The sequence below is a fragment of the Calidithermus roseus genome, assembly GCF_003574095.1.
In the GTDB taxonomy this organism is placed as follows: Bacteria; Deinococcota; Deinococci; order Deinococcales; family Thermaceae; genus Calidithermus; species Calidithermus roseus.
The window spans coordinates 1-1,855 of the sequence record NZ_QWLA01000150.1; the positions used below are offsets into that span (position 1 = coordinate 1).

At 48.1% G+C, this 1,855-nt stretch carries 4 protein-coding genes and 1 pseudogene; 3 read left to right on the top strand and 2 right to left on the bottom strand.

All coding sequences use genetic code 11. The features are described 5' to 3' along the window. Positions 1–246: 246 nt before the first annotated feature. The 3 genes from Mrose_RS18700 (at position 247) to Mrose_RS19900 (ending at position 1,319) form a co-directional block, all read left to right on the top strand. Positions 247–552: a hypothetical protein gene (locus Mrose_RS18700; protein WP_147371731.1), complete on the top strand. Its 306-nt coding sequence runs from the start codon at positions 247–249 to the stop codon at positions 550–552. 13 nt (positions 553–565) lie between these two features. Beyond that, positions 566–706: a hypothetical protein gene (locus tag Mrose_RS19250; RefSeq protein WP_220452370.1), complete on the top strand. Its 141-nt coding sequence runs from the start codon at positions 566–568 to the stop codon at positions 704–706. Positions 707–791: 85 nt separating this feature from the next. Then, positions 792–1,319: a CPBP family intramembrane glutamic endopeptidase gene (locus tag Mrose_RS19900; protein ID WP_420808365.1), complete on the top strand. Its 528-nt coding sequence runs from the start codon at positions 792–794 to the stop codon at positions 1,317–1,319. On the opposite strand, the gene Mrose_RS19905 is transcribed toward Mrose_RS19900, so the two are convergent. Together Mrose_RS19905 and Mrose_RS19910 are read right to left on the bottom strand one after the other, a co-directional pair. Then, positions 1,232–1,693, bottom strand: coding sequence for a transposase (locus tag Mrose_RS19905; RefSeq protein WP_147371732.1), 462 nt, complete (start codon positions 1,691–1,693; stop codon positions 1,232–1,234). The genes Mrose_RS19900 and Mrose_RS19905 overlap by 88 nt on opposite strands. Before the next feature lie 51 nt (positions 1,694–1,744). Beyond that, a pseudogene (locus Mrose_RS19910) lies at positions 1,745–1,855 on the bottom strand (IS982 family transposase); the annotation flags it as partial.

Consider the following 1,855-nt stretch of genomic DNA (forward strand, 5'->3'; position numbering starts at 1 on the left):
CCAGGTGCTTCTCCCTTCTATACTGTTCCTCCAACTCCTCTACGCTTTCGCTCCAATCGATTGGGGCAATCCTTCGGCTCATTCCCCTATCCTAACTTTAGGGGTCACCTTGAATGAGATTTGGTATTACATGGTAATCGAATACTTCGACATAAGTTATCGAAACAATATGCATACATCTTTTAGATTAGATAATATGCTGGCATTGCAAATGCCAGGAGTAATAAATCTGGTAGGGAGGTAGGCATGAAACTTGTCGAGTTGACACAAGAGGGAATGCAGAATATAGATGGTGGCGGAGGAGGAACATGCCTTGAATTCGGCTTCAATATTATCGTTGGTTTTGAAGTAGGAATATGCTATCCAGACGATGGATCGGCAGAATTCAAGTTTGGAGTTAACCTTGGACCTATAAGTAGGGAGTGGAGCTTTCCGATGGGGGATGGCAGCTATCAAGGTTATGCTCCTACTTCGATTTATGGCAGCTCGGCTTTTATGGATGGGTGGGAAATTCGCTACGGTGATCCCTATGATCGAGTGAGCAGCAAGTAATAAAAAGTGACTGTTGGCAAAAGACGTTACATTTGATGATGGACTTAAGGATAACGGCACGGCTAAGGGGCTTGCTGACGGTTTTTCGTCAGCACCCTTTGGCTGTTTTATTAATTTTCATCGAATTAATTTTGTGCATGAGCTTGCTGAATGAGGTCGCTAATTCTCGGGCAAATGACAGGATTCATACTCAGCAATGGTTGGCATTTTTTTGGTACATAGCTGCATTCGTGGGGTTCATGGGTCTAGGTAGTGTTAGGCAGTTGTTTACTAGTCCTCCATCCCTCAAGTTTGTTTTTAAGACGGGGCTACTATTGATAGTTAGTGATTTGTTTCTAGGGAGTGCGGAGGGGGCGGCTCTAGCATCAATAAATAAGGGTAGTTTTCTCCAAACCCTAATTATCTCCCCGGTTGTAGAGGAAGCCGGTAGGGCCAGTTTGATCTATGCCGCCCCATCGTTGGTGGCTAATATAATACACTCACTTGTTTTTTCTTTTGCTCATAGTGATTCAATGCCGACCAATTTTTTGTTCTGGATTATCCGTACATACAATGGGTTTTTGTTTGCGTTACTTATGACTTTGGTTATTTTAAGAACAGGTAGTGTGTGGAACGCCATACTCCTGCATTTTTTATTGAATGTTACTGAATTGACAATATCAATAGATTTTATCCCACGTCATGCTTTCATAGTGATGTCGCTTATCATTGGCAGTCTCATTGCGCTTAGGTTGGCCGCCCACGTGAATAATTCTCGGCGACCATGAGGATCTACATGTGCAAGTAGTCCAAGAATAGGGCTCACCAGTGGAGCAGGACGTGGATGCAGATGAGCAGGGCGGCGAAGACCAGCAAGCCCCGTCGCCTCGCCACGGCGAGGCGAGATGTGGGCTTTGCGCTCGTAGCGCACGGCCAGGGCGCGGTAGTTGTCCAGCCAGGCGTGGAGGCGTTCGACCTGATAACGTCTGTGGCTGGCGGGGTGGAGTTTAGGCTTAGGGCCCCGTCGTCGTCGGTTTTGGAACTGGCGCTCAGGGACAGAGGCGCGAATGCCCTTGGCTCTGAGCCTGCGGCGTAGAGGGGTAGAGTCGAAGGCTTTTGAGTACCGGCATCGCCGGGCCGCGGGTGCGGCTTCACTGTCCATCGCCAACACCCGGATACGCTTTCTCGGTTTACCTTTAACCCAAGTTGCTACCTACAAAACGCTAGCCAGACGCTTGAAGTTGTGGGCAAAGATGAACCCCCAGACCTTGAGCACGAAGCCTTTGAGGGTCGTGGCATGAATGCGTTTGGGGAACAGCTCGGT

Coding starts and splice junctions, on each gene's coding strand:
- Mrose_RS18700 (WP_147371731.1), top strand. CDS start 247: ATGAAACTTGTCGAGTTGACACAAGAGGGAATGCAGAATATAGATGGT.
- Mrose_RS19900 (WP_420808365.1), top strand. CDS start 792: ATGGGTCTAGGTAGTGTTAGGCAGTTGTTTACTAGTCCTCCATCCCTC.
- Mrose_RS19905 (WP_147371732.1), bottom strand. CDS start 1,693: ATGGACAGTGAAGCCGCACCCGCGGCCCGGCGATGCCGGTACTCAAAA.